The sequence below is a fragment of the Thermus caliditerrae genome (assembly GCF_021462525.1).
In the GTDB taxonomy this organism is placed as follows: Bacteria; Deinococcota; Deinococci; order Deinococcales; family Thermaceae; genus Thermus; species Thermus caliditerrae.
This window is the reverse complement of the sequence record NZ_JAKEDT010000029.1, coordinates 1-16,786: the sequence shown is the minus strand read 5'-3', so window position 1 is coordinate 16,786 and position 16,786 is coordinate 1. Positions and strand designations below refer to the sequence as shown.

Sequence of the window (16,786 nt, the reverse complement as noted above, 5' to 3'; positions counted from 1 at the left end):
GGGTGGTGCGCCTCTTGGGGGTGGAGCGATATTACCTCCTGGAGTGAGAGGGGTGCGGAATGTGGGTCTCATTCTCACCGTGGGCACCACCCGGGCGCCTTTGGAGGAGAGCCTGGCCCACCACGCCCCCGAGGGAGTGATCTTCGTGGCCAGCCAGGAGAGCCACCCCGTGGCCGCGGAGCTGGTGCGGGACTACGGGGCTTCCTTCCGCCACCACACCTTCCTCCTGGAGGACGCCGAAAGCCTCCTCGAGGCCTACCAGGTGGCGGTGAAGGCCCTGCGCAAGGCCCTGGAGTGGGAGGCCAGCGCCATCGTGGCCGACCTCACGGGGGGCACCAAGCCCATGGCGGCGGGGCTGGTTCTGGCCCTCACCGGGCGGGGGGTGGTCTTCAGCTACGTGGGCGGGGAGCGCCGCGACCCGGAAACGGGCCGGGTGCTCCCCGGGGCGGAGCGGCTCCGGCTCCTGGAGGACCCCACGGCCCGGCTGGGCCTGCGGGAGTGGGCTGCCTTCACCCGGGCCTGGAACGGGCTGAACCTGGGTGTGGCCCTGGCCGAGCTGGAAAGCCTCCTCAAGCGCCCCCTTTCCCCCTCGGAGGAGCGCTTTTACCGGGGAATGGTGGGGGTGGTGGAGGGGCTTATGGAGTGGGACCGCTTCCGGCATTCCCGGGCGCTGGAGCTTCTGGAGCGGCACCTGCCCGTGGCCCTGGGGGTGGCCGAGGCCTGGGGGCACGGGGCCAGGGTGCGGGTGCTGCGGGGCCTCGAGGCCCTTTTGCCCCCCTTGAGGGCCATCGTGGAGGCGGGGGAAAAGCCCACCTTCCCCCTCCTCCAGGACCTTTTGGCCAACGCGGAGCGCCGGGCGGAGGTGGGCCGCTTTGACGATGCCTTGGCCCGGCTCTACCGGGCCTTGGAGCTGGTGGTGGAGGCGGACATCTGGGAGCGGCTGGGCTTCGTGCTCAAAGACCCCAAGACCTGGCCCGAGGGCTTCCCCGAGAGCCTACGGGAGCGCATCCTGAAGCCCCGGGGCCTCATGGACCTTCTGGAGGCGGCCTTTGACCTGGACCTGGCCTTTGGGCAGAAGGGCACCCTGTCCCAGCGCCTTTTTGGGGAGAAGAACCGCTTGCAGGCCCTCCTGGCCCGCAGGCACGAGAGCATCCTGGCCCACGGCACCCGGCCCGTGGAGCGGGAGGATTACGAGCGCCTGCGGACCTTTATCCAGGGCTTGGACGAACGGCTCAGGCCCCTTCCCCCCTGGCCCAAGTTCTGATGAACCTTCACCTCACCCGCCAAGGGGCCACCCTGCGCCTAAGGCAGGGGAGGCTTCTCCTGGAGGCGGAAGGGGAGACCTTGGCCAGCTTTCCCGCCCGGCAGGTGCGTCGGGTGGCGGTATGGGCGCTGCAACCCCTCCCTAGCCCTGGACCTCATGGAGGAGTTCCGGGTGCCGGTGGTGGACGGGCTGGTGCTTTCCGCCTTCCGCCGGGGCAGGCTAACCCCAGACCACGCCGAGGCCCGGGCGGGGGGCGTGTACCTGAACGAGGAGGGCAAGAGGACCCTTCTTGGCCTCTTGGAGGAGCGCTTCCTCCAGGAGTCCACCCACCCCCTGGGCTTCCGCAAGCCTTACCAAGAGCTCATAGAGGTCCAGGCCCACCGCCTCAAGGCGGCCATCCTGGGCCGGGAGAGGTACACGCCCTTTTACTTGCGTGGATGGTAGCAACTACCAAAACCTGCCTATGCCCGCTTCTAAGGCATGCCTTAGGCTTTACCAAAACGAAGAAACTATGGCAAAGGCCTCGTTTGGGCATAAAGTGCACTCGGTCTAATACCCTTTTTTGTAGTATCCTTCTTCCATGCCCCAGGTAGCCCGGCACCTGACCTTGAGGGAACTGGAGCGCAGGTACAAAAAGGCCAAGGACCCGGTGGAAAAGACCCGCTTCCAAGCCGTCTACCACGCGGCCAAGGGCCTCTCCGCCAAGGAGATCGCCCGCATCACCCTGCAAACTCCCCGTTGGGTACACGCCACCGTGCGCCGGTACAACCTCCTGGGCCCCGAGGCCCTGCGGGATGGGCGGCACAACAACCCCGGAGCCCGGCCCAAGCTCACCCCGGAGGAGACCCTAAAGGTGCTGCAGGCCCTGGAGGGTCCCCCTCCGGACGGGGGCTTGTGGACGGGGCCCAAGCTGCAGCGGTGGGTGGCGGAACATTTGGGAAAGCGGCTTTCCCTCGTCACGAGCGGAGCTCGTATCTTGACCCCCATCTACCGCCTACTCCACGAGGCGGGGTTTGCCCTGAGGGTGCCGCGCCCGGTGCACCGGAAGGCGGAGAGGGAGGCGCAGGAGGCGTTCAAAAAAAACTCCGCCAAGAGGTGGCGGCGGCCCGGGCAGCGGGACGAAGGGTGAGGGTGTTTGCCTACGACGAGCACCGGTTGGGGCTGAAGCCGGTGTACCGGCGGGTGTGGGCCCGGCGGGGGGAGAGGCCCAAGGCGGTGGTAGCGCACCGGTACCGGTGGTTCTACCTGTGCACCTTCGTGGAGCCGGAGACGGGGGAGAGCCTGAGCCTTCTGGTGGATGGGATAGACACCGAGGTGATGAGCTGGGTGTTGTGGGAGTTCCGGGGGTGGCTTGGGGAGGAGGAGGGGGTTCGGCTGGTGTTTTTGCCTCCCTACTCCCCGGAGCTGTAGCCGGTGGGGCGGGTGTGGTCCCTGGTGGATGCGGAGGTGGCCAACGGGCAGGGGGTACTGAGGAGGGGCTTTGGAAGCGAGTGGAGACGCGGTGCACTTACCTCCAGACCCAGCACGCCCTCATCCGGAGCTACACCTTCTTCCACTGGTGGCCAGAGGGATGTTGAGGGGGTTGTCAAAAGGAGTTCTTATGAGGACCACGGGCTCCATTCCCCACCCCCTAAAAGGGCCGGGTGCCCTTGAGGCGGCCCCGGGCGTCGTAGTGGTAGACGAGCCGCCCCCGGCGTACGGCCACCGTGTCCCGGGTCCAGCCCAAAAGCTCGTCCCGGCTGCCGATGCCGATGGTGCCTATACGCCTTCCCCGGACGTCAAACACGTCCAGGACGTTGCCCCGCCTGCGCACGGAACCGATTTCCATAGCTATTCCCCCCTTTCCTCCAAGACTACCGCCCGGAAGAGATCCGCCCCCACCACGAACCGCCCCTGGCCGAAGGCCGCTCCCATGAGGGTGGGCCTGGGGTGGGCCTCCAGCTCCAGCACCCGCCAGCGCCTTAGGTCCCGGGAGTAAAGCAAGGTGGCGGTGTTGGCGAGGAGCAGGTAGACCCCGTTGCCATAAGCGGCGCCGAAGAGGTCCCACTCCTGCCCTACCCGATAAACGCGCCATTGCCGTCCGTTGGGGGAGGTCATGAGCACCCCGGCGTTGCCCACCGCCAGAAACCCCTTCGCCGTGTAGACCACGGCGTTCATCCGGGTGGGGGCGGGCACCGCCTCCCAGCGCTCCCCGTCCCGGGAAACCAGGAGGCGGTAAGGGGTGGCGGCCACGAAGACCCCTGCCCCGTAGGCCACGCCCTCCAGGGCCCCGCCCGCCTCCTCCACGGGGACCACCCGGGCCTGGAGCCCGGGCGACCCGGGCTCCCGGGCGCAGGCCGTGAGGGCCAGGAGGAGCCAAAGCCACGCCCTCACGGCCCACCCCTCACTCCAGGGCCCTCAGGAGGAGGGCCTCCGCGTAGCGGGCCCAGGCCTGCGCCACGTCCCCATCCCGGAAGGCTTCCCGCCGCTTGGCCTCCCGCCACCAGCGGTAGATTTGGCGGCCCAAGCCCCCATCCGCTTGCCAGGGGAAAAGCGGCCAAAGGGGCAAGCCCCGCCTATGGGCCCAGCGCAGGAGGTCCCGCCACTCCTCCCAGAAAAAGGGATGGATACTGTGCCTCAGGCGCCACCAGAACTCCTCCCACCAAGCTTCCTCCCAGGCCAGGAGGGGCTCGGGCAAGAGGTCCTCCAGGGCAGCGTACCCTTGGTACTCCGCGGGCTGGTCCAGGATGAGGCGCTGCACTTGGCGGGCCTCGAGGCCCCGGAACCGCCCCACCGCCACCCAGTTGGCCAGGCTCTCCTCCACGATCCGCCCCCAAAGCTCCCCGTAAGGGGTGGGGCCGGTATCCATGAGGGCGTGGCTCAGCTCGTGGTAGTAGACCTTGTCCTGGACCAAGTGGGGGTCCATCTCTGCCCGCCCTGCCCAGGCCAGGATGCGCTCGGGGCAGAGGAAGATGGCAGGACCCTCCTCGTGCTGAAAGGCCCCTGCCCCCGGTGCTTCTCCCTGGGCCAGCTGGAGTACTCGGGCTTTGCGCTGATCGTCATAGAGTTCTGAGACGTAAAGCCCCACCGCCACCACCTCCCGGTAGGCCTCCGAGGGAAGGCCCTCGAGGCCCCAGAGGGGCGGGCGCTCCTCGCCCTCTCCCCTCCCCTCCTGCTCCCGCATCCGCTGGGCCCAGCGGTGCACCGCTTTGGGGTCCAGGAAGCGGAGGCGCTCCGGGGGGTAGAGGACATCCATCTGGGCAGGGTTCACCAGGTAGACGGGCACCTCCACCGCCTTCTTGCCCATGGGGGCGTCCATCCGGGCCCAGAGCTTTTCCCGGGAGAAGTCCAGCTCCGCGCCCGCTGGGGAGCCCAGGTTCTCCACCCGTACCGGAAGGACCGCTGCCTTGACCTTTGCCGCCATAGCTCACCTCCGGGGACCACCCTAGCCCCCTTCGAGGAAAGGTGAAGGTCCAACGCGAAAAAGGAGGGCTTTCGCCCCTACGGAAGGGGCTTCTTCGAACCCACTCCTTGGGAGCCACACGCTTTTATGTAGAATGCCGCCAAAGGGTGGCCCATGGAGGGGAGAAAGCCAAACCTGCTGGCCTACGCAACCCTGGTCCTGCTAGCCGAGGAGGGACTTCCGGAGGACCCCCCGCCCAAGGAGAGGAAAGGGCTGATCCTTTTGGCGGTGGCCCTCGAGGCCTGGCACCGAGGGTGCGGCGCCCACTACCTCCAGGACTTGGAAAGGCTGGCCAAGGACCTGAAGAGAGGGGGAGATGGCTGCCTCAAGGATGTTCTGAGGAGCGCGGGAGGCTCGTTGCGCTCCCTTCTGCCCGACCACTACAAGCACCAGCCCCTTCTGGACGGCCTGAGGAGCTATCTGAGCGGAGATGCCTCGGGGTATCGGGCCCGGGATCTTTGGCGGGCGTTTCTACGGAGACTGGGCCAAGGGGCCCAAGCCAAGGCACCCGCCCTCGACTGCCTAGGCCCACCCCCTGCCGTGCCGGAGTTCCTCCTGGCCCTCCTTCCAGTCCCGGCCATGCACCGGGCCTTGGTGCGGACCCTCGGCAGGGCCCACGGGGTGGCCGAGGGGGACCTCGAGGCCAGCCTATCCGCCCTCTTCGCCTACCTGTATGTCCGCTCGGCCACCTGCCAGAAGAGTTGGCACCCGCTCCTTTTCCAGGAGAAAGGGGATTTGGACGCCGGACACCAGGACGGCTACGCGTGGCTTGTACGCCGGAAAGGCGGGGAGACGATAGCGGAAGCCGAGGAAAGGAAGCTGCGGGCTCACCTGAAGTGGGACCAGCCCCTCGCCTCCCCCAGGCTGGTGGACGTCATGCGGGGCTGGTACGAGGTGGCGGACGCCATGTTGGGCACCTTTCCCTTAGAGTCGGGGAAGGTGTTCTGCGGCCCTGAAGGCTACGACTGGGATCTGGTGGAGGAGTACCACGAGGCGGTCCTCGAGGGCCTGCGGGACGGGGTGTGCCCCCGGTTCTTCGCGAAAAACGCCCTTGCCCTGGAAGACGTGGGTACGAAGGAGGAGACATGGGCTTCCGGAAGCTCCTAGAAGAGGTCCTAGAGGCCCTGGACGAAGGCAGGAGCGGCTGGGATGAGGGGCTGCGCCGCGAGGTGCGGGAGCAAGCCCAGCTCCCCCGTAAGGGGGAAGACCCCATAGCCCAAGCCCTCCACTTGGGGCGCCAAGCCCTCCTAGCCCTGGTGGAGGGACGGGAACGGGAAGCTTGCAGCCTGCTCCTGGAAGCGCTCCGCCTGCACCCCAACCTGGGAAGCGGCCTGGCCCATCAGCTGGCGGAGCTCGTTTGCCAGGGGGAGAAAGAGCTCTCCGAGCTCCGGTCCTTGCGGGAGCGGGAGGAGCAGGCTTGGCGAAAAGCTCCCCCCATGGTGCGGTTGTTGCGCCTGCTGAAGGAGCTTCCCCCCGAGGTCTGGGAGCCTATCTTCACCCCGGAGCCGGCGGCGAGGACTACAACACGGCTGCCACGCAGGCATCAGCCTGCTAGACCTTTTCGTACCTTCCCCATGCGCCCCACTATCCCTGGCCACAAGGACGATTCGGAAAGGGCCGGATTCTACTCTTTGTTTATTTCTAGAGTAGAGTCTTACCGAGCGTTCATCGGCCCGCGGGATGTCCCGACATGGGCTTCTCCTGACCGGGCTTTCCACCTGCGGAAAGTCCTCCTCATGACAGACCTCCTCATGGTGGACTTCCATCGCTTCCCTCAGGCAAGGGGAAGCCTACTCTACCTCCAAGGTTCACTCGGCAGTGCGCTGGTTCCTCTAGCAAAGCCGGAACTTCACCTGCCTCCTCTGGCCCAAGAGGACGAAGTCTTGGAGGCCGAACTCTGGCGCTGGGCTGATCTGACCCCTGAAGCCTTCTTGGAGCGCTACCATAAGGCTAGCTACGCTCCTAAGGAGTGGCTGGCCGCTTGGATCGAGGCTGGGGTGCGCAGGGGGAAGCTGGACCTCGAGGCCTGGCAGCCTGTCCTGGAAATCCTGAGGAGCCCCTAGCCAAGGCCGCCAGACTGGCCTACTCAGAACCCTCTCTCATCTACCCTTCAGGTGCTAAAACGGTGAGCGCGCTTTCCTCCGACCACCTCTTTGCCCGCGCCCAGGGGAGCGCCCTTGAATTTGGGGCCAGAGGTTTGTCCCCAATGTCGTTGCTTTGTAGGATTATCTCGACCTGTACCCGTTGCCTGGAGAGCCTTGCCTTTTCCGACGCCCGCGCCTCCTTTAGGGTTCGGTACTCCCGCAAGTCCACCCACTCTTCCTTTATGGTCCTGATCCACCGCTCCGCATGCCCGTTCTCCCATGGCCTCCCTCTCCCCGCATAGCTGGTGGACCGGCGTCACCCCCTCCCGCAAGGCCTGCTCCAAGGCCGCCAAGGCCAGTCCCTGGGACAGCCTCCGCCCCAAGGACAACCCCAGCACCCGGCGGGTGTAAAGGTCCATCACCACCGCCAGGTAAGCCGTCCCTTCCCCCAGGACCACGTAGCTCAGGTCCGCTACCCACACCTCGTCGGGCGCCTTCACCTCAAGCCCAGGCAGCAGGTTGCACCCTTCCCCTAGGGGAAGAACCCCAGGGAAAGAGGTCTTGAGCTTGGGAGGGTGCCGGGGAAGGAGCAAGCCTTCCTCCCGCATCAAGGAGCGCACCCGCTTGTCCCCTATCCTAAACCCCTCCTCCCGCAGGAGCGCCCCCAGGCGGCGGTAGCCATAGCGGGGCCAGGTGCCCGCCAACTCCCGCAACCGTGCACAAAGCCTCTCTTCCTCCTCCCCAAGGCCCTTGGGGCGGTAGTAGAGACTGCTGCGGGGAACCTCCAGGAGGCGACAGAGCAGGCGGAGGGGATAGCCTTCCCCCAAGGCCATTACCAGCCGCCGTCTTTCCTTTGCCGATAGAGTGCGGAGGCTTTTTTAGGACCTCCAACTCCAGGGCCGGATACCAACTCCAACACGATCCTCGCCTTGTCCTTCGCCGACCACTTGCGCATCTTGCTACCCCCCAGGCTACACCCCTTGGCCCCTCTCTTGGGGTGGTCCAAATTCAGGGCAGCACTTTACTGGTTTGGGCCAGAGAGCTTCGTTTCCGGAGGCAGAGGGTAACTTTCGTCTATCAGGGAGAGGTCAATAGGGCACCACTTTCATCTACCACTACGAACCGACCGCGTCCGTAGGTGACACTTCTAAAATTCCTAATAGACCATGAGCCTAGTGCCTTCCAGGTAAGGCCGTCTGTGGAGGTAAGGAGTGTGCCCGACTGCCCTACGGCTACGAACCGACCCCCGCCGTAGGTAACGCCGAAAAGCCCTTCTCTCGTCACCGAGCTCACTGTTTTCCAGGTAAAGCCATCTGTGGAGATAAGGAGTGTACCCGACTGTCCTACGGCTACGAACCGACCTCCGCCGTAGGTAACGCTGGAGAGCCACGCATCAATCCCCGAGCTCTCTGTTACCCAGTCGAGGCCGTCCGCGGAGGTCAAGATAGTGCCGCCCCACCCCACCGCCACAAACTGACCTCCGCCGTAGGCGATGCCGTAAAGCGGTAAGCCGATTTCCGAGCTAAGTGTTTCCCAGGTGAGGCCGTCTGTGGAGATGAGAAGGGTACCATTACTCCCCACCACTATGTACCGTCCTCTGCCGTAGGCGACGCCGGTGAGCGAACTGCCGGTTCCCGAGCTAACCTTTTCCCAGTTGAGGCCATCCTTGGAGGTGAGGATAGTACCCTGTTCCCCCACTGCCACAAACCGACCGCCGCCGTAGGTCACGCCAATAAGCTTCTCTTTCGTTCCTGAGTTCACCGCCTCCCAGGTGACGCCGTTCTCAGAGGTGAGGATGGTACCCCATTCCCCCACCGCCACAAACCGGTCTCCGCCGTAGGTGACGCCGTGGAGCCACGTTCTTGCCCCTAAGCGCACCGCCTCCCAGTTGAAGCCGTCTGCGGAGGTAAGGAGGGTATCAAACCCCACCGCCACAAACCGCCCGCCACCATAGGTCACACCCGTGAGCGAATTGCCGGTTCCCGAGCTAACCTCTTCCCAGGTGAGGCCGTCCTTGGAGGTGAGAATAAAGGTCCTCTTCGGTGAAGTGTCAGAATCTACTCCCACCAAAACAAACCGCCCGTCGCCGTAGGTGACGCTATTGAGCGATCCTCTTGTCTCCAGATTCACCCCTTGCCAAGTGAAGCCGTCTACGGAAGCGAGAAGAGTACCACCATAAAAAGTGTCATTCCCCACCGCCACAAACCGCCTGTTGCCGTAAGTGATACTGATGAGGTTTGCCGAGACCGCGCGCCACACTTCTCCAGCACCGGGGAGGAGTGGGTCCTCAGATGAGGTCACCGTCAGGCTGAGGTCCGCCTCCTTGACCAGGCTCCCGCTCTGTGCCTGCACCTTCAGGCTGTAGGTGCCCGCCGGGGTGCTGCCCGCCACCCTCAGGGTCAGGGCCTGGGTCACGGGGTTCGCCCCCGTCACGTTCACGCTCGCAGGCTCCAGGGTCACCCCTTCAGGTGCCTCCACCAAGGAGAGGTTTACCTGCCCCGTGAAGCCGTTCCGGGGCGTCAGGGTCAGGGTGGTGTTCCCCGCCTGCCCCTGCTCCACCATTAGGTTAGTGGGGTTCAAGGCGATCTCAAAGCTGGGGGTAGGGGCCGGAGGTTGCTGCTTTAGGTCCATAGTCTATAGCTGACTCTAACACGTTTCTGGTCTGTGAACAAGAGCAGAATTCTTCCAGGCGCTTGCACTCTTTTATTGGCATGTGCTAAAATGACGCCAAGGCAACTTCAGGGAAGGTTTTCCAATTCCTTTGCGGTCGCAACTCCCAAAAGTTGCCGCGAGGAGGTCAGTATGCCCTTTGGTATATACGAAGTTTCGGGAGGAACGTATAATCTACTTCAGAGCGTAAATCTTAACGACATTGTAGTAGGCCCTGCTCGAGCGCGGGGTCTTTTAAAACAGACATCTACGACGGCCGCTTTGGACGATCAGGGCTGCCTTTTGTCGGGGTTTTCCGGCGCTTTGGGTAACCCGTGGTGTTGCAGCGAAGCATGTATTTTGCATCATTTAGCCACTAGCTTGCCTCCGATTGGTTCTCGCCCCACCTCGACCTTAAGGATCGTGGTTAGCATCACTCCTTATAATCCCAAGAGAGTCCACTTAGCGGAGATCAAGGGTATCTGGGGTTACACCTACACTCACTGGCGAGGTCACGGACAGTACTGGATACCGGTGATGCTTAAGTTGCAGTCGCTTTGGTTAGATGTTCCTCGCGCTTCCCTTGGAATTCCGGCAGGTGTTAGGCTACCAAGCTCCTTTCCGGCACCCCCAAAGCCGGGTAGAGTGCACTTCGAGTTTTTCTACGTGGGTGGGCAAAAGTCACCTCGCGTGATTACCACCTCTCATAGCCACCCACTCCTTTCCGGTGATGCCCTCGCTTTCTTTGTCTGTGTCATGTGCAAAGAGCTTTTGTCTGTTCCGCCCGGATGTGGAGGCGTAAACATTTGCGACTGCGACGGGTGCCCTGGGGTCCAGTCTACAGGCTCCCGAAAGATTGTCGCAGAACCTTGTGACGAGTAGAAAAATGGCTTTGTGCGGCAGGTGAAAGGGGTGGGGGATGCTCCAGGAAAAACGATGCGCCCCCACCCCCCTCACTGGTCAAAGGGAACCCCTCTCAAGAGATACTGAAGGCTTTAGCTGGCTTCTTCGTTTCGCGGCAAGCGCTCCAGCACTTTCATCCCGTGGAGGCGCAGCTCGGTCTTAAGGGTGGCCCTCGCATCCTCGGGTACCCGCTGCCCCAGGATCACATGGATGGGCTTGTGCCCCTCTCCCCAAAAGGCCAGTACCCCAGCGGATCGCTTGGCTAGAAGGGTGAAGGTCTCTAGGGCTTCCCCTTTGGGCGGCTTGGGAGTGAACAGGAGGAAAGGTATCCGCGTCCAATGGGGGTGCAGCCTTTGGGGGACTGGCCAGTCCAGATGCGTGAACCAAAGGGTGGGGTTCCCCTGACCCCATTGCCCTAGTCGGGTCAGCAAGCGGTCTACCGCTTGAAGCATCCATTCACCTGCCTTTTTCCCACCGCCTGCTTCCCTACGCAACGCTGCCAGCGCCTGCTCGAACCCCTCCCGGTTTCTCAAGGGAGAGCCTCGCCAGCGCAGGGCCGCAATCCTTTCGCCGTGAACCACCAGGAAGACCCCTTTGAGGGACTCGCTCCTGAGGTGTCGGAGTGTCTTGTCGTACATCCGCAGAACGTCCATCACCGCGTCCACTCCAACGGAAGCGTCGTGTTCTAGGAAGAGGTTCGGCTTGTTCCAGGGGAGCCTATCCCTCTCGGGTTTCACAGAGGGCCGCCTATACACGGACACCCTTGTCTCGGAACGGTCATGCTGCACCACGTACACGATCTCCGAGCGGTCCGACCACATGGACGGGCAATAGCCTTCCAGGAAAGCCCCCACCAGGGAGGCCAAGGGAACCTCCCCTGCTGGGGCCACAGGGGCATCGGCCCCAGTAGGGAAAGAGAGAGCCTCTTCCTGGGTGAGCACACGGATCTCCACCTGGTGGGTACCTGGTGCGCTATCCGGCCCTAGCCTAACATCCATAGCCGTTCCCTCCTTCTGATCCAACGGGAAGCCGGGCTAAAAGCTCCTGAACAAACTCCTGAACCACCGGCTCTACCTCCGTGTTGCGGGGCCCTACGAGTTCGGAGACATCCCAGCGCGCCTCTTCACTCCCGTGCTTCAGGGACGCTACCAAGGTGGCCACCCGACGTCCCTCGAGGTCCCGTATGCTGAAGAAGCGGCGATTGCCTCCCAAAAAGTCCCCATACATCCTTTCGGACATGCAGTGCCCCATAGCCCGCCCCTCTTTGTCGAGGTCTTTGGGGGTGGTCAGCTCCACGGCCACTAAGCCGTTGGCGGCAAAGGGCTCTGGCAGTAGGGGCTTCCCCCATACATCCTGGGCCAGCTTGCGAAGGGAGGTTGCTCTTTTGAGATGTGGGGCAATTTTGTCCTCTTGTCCCACCAACACTGCGAAAACCAGCCACCTAAGGATGTCATGGTGTAGATCGTTGTTCACGATTTCCCGAAAGGGCCCCTGGAACCAAAGCCGGAGGACACCCCGGATGACCTCCTTAGCCTTTGGCGAAATTTTGGAAGCGGAGCGGGCGCTGCACATGAGGGCTTCCACCAGAAAGTTATAGGTGCGGTCTAGCAGCGTCTCGAAGTCCGGGTCGAGAAGGATGGGAGGGGTCGCGGATAGCAGCAATTCCAGGGCTTCTGTCCAAACATTGGGGCTGCTTGGGGACTCTAAGGCATGTTGTTCCACATCCTGTCTTCCCTGGCTCAAGGGGGCGCAGGGCAGGGGTGAAAAAAGTTCCATAAATGCCAGGCGGGCTTGCCGAACCTTGGGTTTACTCGGGGACTCCAAGGCACGCTGCCCCGCATCCTGCCTTGCCAGCCTCAAGGAAGCGCTGGGTAGGGAGTGAAAAAGCAGGGGATAGCGGAAGAACCACTTGAGCCTCTTGCGGGGGAAACCCAGAGCCTCAAGCCCCTTGCGGAGGATGTTCCCCACTCGTTCGTATTCCGACCAAGCCTGGACACCATACCCTTCCGCAAAGGCCAAAAACGCCAAGAAGAAGGGGTTATCCTCCAGCTCCCTCCACCAACGCTCTTCGTCTTCGGCCCAAAGCAAGTAGGGGATTGCCACGTTTTTGGGAAAAAAGCGCTCCCGGACAACGCGGAGAAAGGCGCGCGAGCCGGGGGAAAAGTCCTCTTCCCCATCTCGGCGGAAGGGAGCCTCCAAGAAGCGGCGAATCTGGTCCATTCCCCCAGAGCTGGACCAGGTGGAAAAGGCCTTCTGCAGAACCGAGCGAACGCCTAGGGGCCAATCCGTCCCTGCATGCTCCGAGGCAAAAAGGTACCCGTACCAGTCCTCCGCGCTCTCTGGTTCATGGGCGAGAATGGTGTAGGAGATGAGTGCACTTAAAATCCCTTCCCCCACCAATTGGAGATACCTAAACTCCGGCCACCCATGGCTAGGCGTGGGGGACAGGCAAGCTGGCTTCCTCTCGAAAGGCAGGAGGAAATCGAAAAGCAGGAGGAAAGCCGATCGCAACTTGTGGCCATCTTTGAGGGGCACGATCAGCTGCCCGTCCATGAGGCTGAGGGTGCGCGCCTTGGGGTCGTAGTCAAAGAGGCGGGATAGCCTCTCCGGGGTGAGGGAAGCAGCGAAAGCCTTAGCCTCACGTTCCAGCTTCTCCAAAGCGAGGGGATGGCGGAAGTTGGGGAGGTTCAACGGGCGGGTGTGGACCCCAAAACCCTGGAGGGCAATCTGAAAGTCCCTTAGCTTGAAGAAGCAATCCTCAAGCTCGGAAAAAGATATCTCCAGTTCGATGTATCCAACGCTGTCCTCGGCCTGCCCCGTCTGCCTTGCGTGCCCTTTGTTCATGTTCTTCCTCCTCTAATGCAAACCGACGGGCACCCCTGTGTCCCAAGGGAACACGCAGGGAACCCGTAGTTGCCCTCGCCGTGCTTTAGTTGTATAAGGTCCAGAAAAATCCGGCTACTCTGGGGGATTTCAACGGGGTCTTTGAAGGTCTAGAATTGAGGCCCTCCAATATATAGATTATCCCGAAACCCCTTGTACAGAACCAAAATCGCACCCCTAGTTTTGGAAAGCAACCTGCCCATAGCCATTTGTTATCATGGCCCCATGGACCACTTGGCCGCCAACCTGGAGGGCCGCAAGCTGTTGGTTGCCATGGAGTACCTGCTCAGGCGTCACGCTGGAGAGAAGATAACTGGGATCCAGTTGCAACTTCTCCTCAACCAGTACATGCTCCCCACCGACCCTGTAGCCCTCTCGGGCGCCGAGATCCCCCACTGGGCCAGTCTGGTGCGCAGGGCTTCCTTGGGCGTTCTCTCCGGTAAGACCCAGCGGTGCTGCCAGAAGCTGGGGGAAAGCTTGAAGGATGCCCTTCGCCAGGTCGACCGCCTGCAAGCCCATCTCAGGGTGCGGGAAGCGGAGGCTCGCTTGTTGCGGAGCCTCCTCAGCTTTCACGTCCACCTCCTCCGCTCCAACGGCGCCGGCACTTCGGACTTGGACCTCCGCTTCCTCCTGGCCCAAGAAGCCCTAAGTGCTGGCCGGGCCACCAGGGAGGAGGTGCTGAGGGTGCTTGGCCTCTCCTCCTCCACCTGGTACTACCGCAAGCGCCACCAAACGAGGAAGCCCTTGCCACGGGGAAGCGCACGGGAAGTGCCCGAAGCCCTCCTGGCGGCCCACCTCTGGGAACTCGTGCAGCAGCACCCAGGCCCCCTGCAGCGCCGCAAGGGTTATCGGCCTCTGGCCAGCCACCTTCGGCGAAAGGGCCTCCACCTCAACCGCAAGCGGGTGCAAGCCCTCCTACCCGTGGTTCGGGGCAAGCTCCTCCCCCCCGTGCGGGACACCCGTCATTTGGACCTGCGAGACTTGGGAAGAGCCATTAACCTTCTTCACGCCTTGGGAAGTAACCTCAACCGGGTAGAGGTCATTCGGGCTGAGCTCCTTCGGACCGGCAAGACCAAGCGGAGCATCGTTTTCCGCAAAGAAGGGGAGGAGAAGCCCCTGCTTCGCCATGAGCTCGCTGGACGCGAGGATGTGGCCGGAGCCCTGTCCGCCTGGCGGCAGACCCTAGCCCTGGTGGCACCCAGAAGCCTGGTGGTCCTCCATCAGCCCATGGAACCCCTCTTCTTAAGGTGGGAGTGGGTGAACGAAGTCCTGCAAGACCCCGCCGTCTTTCTCTCCTACGCAGTCTGAGGCGCCTTCGGCCCAGGTGCAGCCATTGCCCCTGCGCTGCTCGCAAGCTGCCTCCAGGGGAAGCACAGCCCCGTGGGATGAAACCTGGGGGGCTCAGCTCTCAGATGGGGGACACCAAGTTCTCTTGCCGCCTTGGGGCCTTCTGCATCCCAGATAGCCCGCAGGGTGCCTTGCCGCCGCCTTCCAGCCCTTGGACCATGGGGGCCAGCTGCGGGCTGCCTCGACCGCCGACCCCCAGTACCGCACCCACCTCCACCTCTAGAGGGATATGCAACAGGCCCCTTGCGCAACGGGACACCGGACACGTGTCCGGCATTCATGCGCCCAGATATGGCCCCGCGCACACGTCAAACTCGGATCGCCCATCTCCGATAGGGAGCCAGGCCTTGGTCGGCGCTCATCAGCTTGAGACCTTCAACAAGGGCCTGGGCCAGAAGAATGCGGTCAAAAGGATTGCGATGATGCCAGGGCAAATCTCCTACCGCCATGGCGTGCGCCGGCGTAACGGGGAGATGGGAGAAGCCCTCCTCCATCACCTCCAAAAAGCCCTACGGCATCCGTAACTTGCCAAGGGAAGACTTTACAGCAAGCTCCCAAGCGGTTGCCGTGCTTACGAAAACCTGATCGGCCTCCACGATCAACCGGCGGAGCCCTGTGGGTTAGTCTCCTGTCGTCGGAAAGCCACTACAGCACTATGTGACTATCGAGCAGGAGGTTCAAGGGGACCCTCCTCCAACATCCGCGCGATTTCGGCGTTGGGTTCGTCAAAGTCCCGGGCAATCCAGATCTTTCCCCTTCAGACGCCTGGTGTCCGCTTGGGTTAAGGAGAGTTTTCGGGCGGCACCAGCTTGGCCACCACCCGCCCATCCCGCCCGATGAGGATGACCTCTCCTCGTTCCACCCGCTCCACCAACTGGGAGGGCTGGGCCTTGGCTTCGGCAAAGTTGACCGCCGTTTTGTTGATGCGTTCCACCTTTGGCATCCTCAATTTCTCGCCCACTTAGGCTAACAAAGTTGCCCATTCCTGGTTAACTACCTACGCAGGACTTTACCCACATTTACCCCTTTGTGATAAAGCCTGGACACAGAGGTGCCCCATGAGCTCGCTTAAAGCTGTGAGGACCAGACTCCAATCCGCGAAAACCTTTCACGCTCTGCCTCCTTAGGCTTGCCAAGGGACACTGTAGCCCCCCTCCTTGCATAGGGTTCTGCGCTAGGTCTAAAGCTCCGCTCCCAGAGGAGTGCGGGAGGAGAGGTAGGGGCTGTTGCGACGGCATGCGTAGCGGGAGGGGGGGCGATGGTTGAGCGAAGCCTTGGTGACCGGGCCTCATGGCACCTCTCCCCCTGGGAGGCTCGTCCGAATGGGGGGTGGGAGGTAGGGAGAAAGGGTCAACGTCGTTAAACAAGCTCCTTCTGTCAAGGGCTTTCAATCCCCTTACGGGGCTATAGCGCTGCAACCTGGGCGGATAGGGTAGGGTTCGCATTTGGTGTAACAGAGGTTTCAATCCCCTTACGGGGCTATAGCGCTGCAACATAACCCACTAAGCCGAGGGTTGGAAATCTTTCAGGAGGGTTTCAATCCCCTTACGGGGCTATAGCGCTGCAACGAGGAAGCATGGGATACGCCCATTACTGGCGGATAAAGCCTGTTTCAATCCCCTTACGGGGCTATAGCGCTGCAACAGGTTTCCTGGGAGGAGGAGGTGCCCCCGAAGGCCCTCCGTTTCAATCCCCTTACGGGGCTATAGCGCTGCAACTTCTTTGGGGAACTTTTGTCACCGTGGTTTTGGTCCTGTTTCAATCCCCTTACGGGGCTATAGCGCTGCAACGAGAGAGGAAAAGACCGGGATAACCTGAGTCGAGGGTTGTTTCAATCCCCTTACGGGGCTATAGCGCTGCAACATTGCCCTCCTGGACTGGGAGAACCTCGTGAAGACCTTGTTTCAATCCCCTTACGGGGCTATAGCGCTGCAACGGGTAAAGGAAGCGGGTGCCCGCCTCCTGCGGGAGCGGTGTTTCAATCCCCTTACGGGGCTATAGCGCTGCAACTCCCCCCTTGAAAAGGGACCTCACAGAGGCGGATTGTCAAGCTTCCCTGGTCGAAGGGGGCCGGAAAGGCACCGGAACCCCTTAACGACCTGAAGAGATAGTAGGCGATTTTGCTGTCCATGTCAAGGATTCCGAAGGCTGAGCTCCCCCTTTGAGTTCAGACAAAATGGGGCTGTATGAGGAGCTTGCCGTTTGGACCGGAGG

Annotated in this window: 14 protein-coding genes, 2 pseudogenes and 1 CRISPR repeat array; of the genes and pseudogenes, 7 read left to right on the top strand and 9 right to left on the bottom strand. The window is 62.5% G+C overall.

Annotated elements, in window-relative coordinates:
• Nucleotides 1-61: 61 nt before the first annotated feature.
• The 4 genes and pseudogenes from L1088_RS11630 (at nucleotide 62) to L1088_RS11615 (ending at nucleotide 2,674) form a co-directional block, all read left to right on the top strand.
• Nucleotides 62-1,264 carry a TIGR02710 family CRISPR-associated CARF protein gene (locus L1088_RS11630; protein ID WP_234555217.1) on the top strand — a complete coding sequence of 401 codons (1,203 nt, stop codon included), beginning with the start codon at nucleotides 62-64 and terminating at the stop codon, nucleotides 1,262-1,264.
• A gap of 123 nt (nucleotides 1,265-1,387) precedes the next feature.
• Nucleotides 1,388-1,708 (top strand): annotated as a pseudogene (locus L1088_RS11625) (CRISPR-associated endonuclease Cas1); the annotation flags it as partial.
• Between the two features lie 136 nt (nucleotides 1,709-1,844).
• Complete coding sequence (locus L1088_RS11620; protein WP_234555216.1) at nucleotides 1,845-2,393, top strand: winged helix-turn-helix domain-containing protein; 549 nt, start codon at nucleotides 1,845-1,847, stop codon at nucleotides 2,391-2,393.
• A complete protein-coding gene (locus tag L1088_RS11615) occupies nucleotides 2,390-2,674 on the top strand; it encodes a hypothetical protein (protein WP_234555215.1) in 285 nt (94 codons plus the stop codon). The genes L1088_RS11620 and L1088_RS11615 overlap by 4 nt, the downstream gene beginning before the upstream one ends.
• Before the next feature lie 220 nt (nucleotides 2,675-2,894).
• On the opposite strand, the gene L1088_RS11610 is transcribed toward L1088_RS11615, so the two are convergent.
• From L1088_RS11610 to L1088_RS11600, 3 genes are read right to left on the bottom strand one after another with little or no spacing between them, the layout of a single operon-like run.
• Nucleotides 2,895-3,092 carry a hypothetical protein gene (locus L1088_RS11610; protein ID WP_234555214.1) on the bottom strand — a complete coding sequence of 66 codons (198 nt, stop codon included), beginning with the start codon at nucleotides 3,090-3,092 and terminating at the stop codon, nucleotides 2,895-2,897.
• A 2-nt stretch (nucleotides 3,093-3,094) separates the two neighbouring features.
• On the bottom strand, nucleotides 3,095-3,637 hold the full coding sequence (locus L1088_RS11605) for a beta propeller repeat protein (protein WP_234555212.1): 543 nt from the start codon (nucleotides 3,635-3,637) through the stop codon (nucleotides 3,095-3,097).
• Nucleotides 3,638-3,647: 10 nt separating this feature from the next.
• Entirely contained in the window at nucleotides 3,648-4,667 is a 1,020-nt protein-coding gene (locus L1088_RS11600; RefSeq protein ID WP_234555211.1) for a hypothetical protein, read from the bottom strand.
• 153 nt (nucleotides 4,668-4,820) lie between these two features.
• Here L1088_RS11600 and L1088_RS11595 point away from each other — a divergent pair, with 153 nt between their 5' ends.
• Together L1088_RS11595 and L1088_RS11590 are read left to right on the top strand one after the other, a co-directional pair.
• The gene (locus L1088_RS11595; protein ID WP_234555210.1) at nucleotides 4,821-5,813 is read left to right on the top strand and encodes a hypothetical protein; all 993 of its coding nucleotides are present in this window, start codon (nucleotides 4,821-4,823) and stop codon (nucleotides 5,811-5,813) included.
• Nucleotides 5,792-6,769: a hypothetical protein gene (locus tag L1088_RS11590; RefSeq protein WP_234555209.1), complete on the top strand. Its 978-nt coding sequence runs from the start codon at nucleotides 5,792-5,794 to the stop codon at nucleotides 6,767-6,769. The genes L1088_RS11595 and L1088_RS11590 overlap by 22 nt, the downstream gene beginning before the upstream one ends.
• Before the next feature lie 196 nt (nucleotides 6,770-6,965).
• Here L1088_RS11590 and L1088_RS11585 read toward each other — a convergent pair.
• The 4 genes and pseudogenes from L1088_RS11585 to L1088_RS11570 form a co-directional block, all read right to left on the bottom strand.
• Nucleotides 6,966-7,744 (bottom strand): annotated as a pseudogene (locus tag L1088_RS11585) (IS3 family transposase); the annotation flags it as partial.
• A gap of 123 nt (nucleotides 7,745-7,867) precedes the next feature.
• Complete coding sequence (locus L1088_RS11580) at nucleotides 7,868-9,421, bottom strand: beta propeller repeat protein (protein ID WP_234555208.1); 1,554 nt, start codon at nucleotides 9,419-9,421, stop codon at nucleotides 7,868-7,870.
• A 1,013-nt stretch (nucleotides 9,422-10,434) separates the two neighbouring features.
• Complete coding sequence (locus tag L1088_RS11575; protein WP_234555207.1) at nucleotides 10,435-11,208, bottom strand: hypothetical protein; 774 nt, start codon at nucleotides 11,206-11,208, stop codon at nucleotides 10,435-10,437.
• Nucleotides 11,209-11,329: 121 nt separating this feature from the next.
• Nucleotides 11,330-13,186 carry a hypothetical protein gene (locus L1088_RS11570; RefSeq protein WP_234555206.1) on the bottom strand — a complete coding sequence of 619 codons (1,857 nt, stop codon included), beginning with the start codon at nucleotides 13,184-13,186 and terminating at the stop codon, nucleotides 11,330-11,332.
• A 264-nt stretch (nucleotides 13,187-13,450) separates the two neighbouring features.
• Here L1088_RS11570 and L1088_RS11565 point away from each other — a divergent pair, with 264 nt between their 5' ends.
• Nucleotides 13,451-14,533 carry a hypothetical protein gene (locus L1088_RS11565; protein WP_234555205.1) on the top strand — a complete coding sequence of 361 codons (1,083 nt, stop codon included), beginning with the start codon at nucleotides 13,451-13,453 and terminating at the stop codon, nucleotides 14,531-14,533.
• Between the two features lie 347 nt (nucleotides 14,534-14,880).
• Here the strand turns inward: L1088_RS11565 and L1088_RS11560 are convergent, their stop codons facing one another.
• Together L1088_RS11560 and L1088_RS11555 are read right to left on the bottom strand one after the other, a co-directional pair.
• Nucleotides 14,881-15,066: a type II toxin-antitoxin system VapC family toxin gene (locus tag L1088_RS11560; protein WP_234555204.1), complete on the bottom strand. Its 186-nt coding sequence runs from the start codon at nucleotides 15,064-15,066 to the stop codon at nucleotides 14,881-14,883.
• A gap of 287 nt (nucleotides 15,067-15,353) precedes the next feature.
• Complete coding sequence (locus L1088_RS11555) at nucleotides 15,354-15,515, bottom strand: type II toxin-antitoxin system Phd/YefM family antitoxin (RefSeq protein ID WP_234555203.1); 162 nt, start codon at nucleotides 15,513-15,515, stop codon at nucleotides 15,354-15,356.
• Nucleotides 15,516-15,956: 441 nt separating this feature from the next.
• Nucleotides 15,957-16,582: direct repeats of the CRISPR family, unit length 35 nt; unit sequence GTTTCAATCCCCTTACGGGGCTATAGCGCTGCAAC.
• Nucleotides 16,583-16,786: the final 204 nt, after the last annotated feature.